The 1,105-nt window shown below is 59.5% G+C and carries 1 protein-coding gene and 1 pseudogene; both read right to left on the reverse strand.

The genetic code is table 11. From position 1 onward, the window contains the following. On the reverse strand, positions 1-480 hold a 480-nt coding region (locus U4Z31_RS36890), incomplete at its 3' end, for a PAS domain-containing protein (RefSeq protein ID WP_321812985.1). Between the two features lie 420 nt (positions 481-900). Beyond that, positions 901-1,105 (reverse strand): annotated as a pseudogene (locus tag U4Z31_RS36895) (hypothetical protein); the annotation flags it as partial.

Genomic DNA, 1,105 nt, shown 5'->3' on the forward strand with positions numbered 1-1,105 from the left:
AAACAGAGACGCGACACGCATCAGCCCGGTACGGACGATCAGCCCCTTGTGGAAACGGCGGTTGCCGGCCTTGCCTTCGCGGAACGCGCGGTACAGCGCGTCGGCCGCCGCGATCTCGTCGCGCGACGCCTTGGTGCGCACCGACATGTAACCCGTCGGCTGCCCGTTGCGCATCACCGGCACCGTATTCGAACGGACCCAGTAATGATCGCCGTTCTTGCGACGATTCTTCACGAGCGCGGTCCACGGTTCGCCGTTCTTCAGCGTCGCCCACATGTCGGCGAACGCCTCCTTCGGCATGTCCGGGTGCCGCACGACGTTGTGCGGCTGACCTTCGATCTCCTCGGGGGAAAATCCGCTGACCTGAATGAACGCGGCATTCGCGTACTTGATGTAACTGTCCGCGTCGGTGGTCGACATCAGCGTCGCGCCGTCGGGAAAATCGAATTCGCGTTGCGTGACAGGCTGGTTATTGCGCATGGTGTTGGAGTTCCCGGGTTGCGGATCTTTGCGTCCGCTTGTGGATTGAACCGAGACCGTCCGCATCGCGGTCGTCCCGCATGCGTTCGATCAGACTCCTGCGCTTTCGGCAAATCCGGCGAAAACATTATGCCGGCTTCGGGTAAATATGCATGAATTTCGCATCATCTTGATTCAGCCGAACATTTTGTTTATATGTAAATAAAATCCAGCTTTATCAAATACTTGCGCCATCAATCATCTGACTATCCCGGCGCTTGTTCCGACGGGATTCACGAGTCGATCCGGAATCGAGAATGCGAATCTCTCTCGTTTAATTCATGTAAATCGAAACGAAAATCGGGGATTTCGCCGCCTTGCCCTGATTTGCTTCGCGTTGCCTCGCAGTGGCGGGAGCGCGCTGGCACGCGCCCCCGACGATCACCGAAACACGTTCACCGCGTCCACGAGCCGCGTCGCCTGCTGCTTCAGGCTTTCCGACGCCGCCGCGCTCTGCTCGACCAGCGCCGCGTTCTGCTGCGTGATGTTGTCCAGATGCACGACCGCCTGATCGACCTGCGCGACCCCGGTGCTCTGCTCGGCCGTCGACGAGCTGATTTCCGCGATCAGGTCCGACACGCGCTTC

The organism is Burkholderia sp. BCC1985, from assembly GCF_905339915.1.
In the GTDB taxonomy this organism is placed as follows: domain Bacteria; phylum Pseudomonadota; class Gammaproteobacteria; order Burkholderiales; family Burkholderiaceae; genus Burkholderia.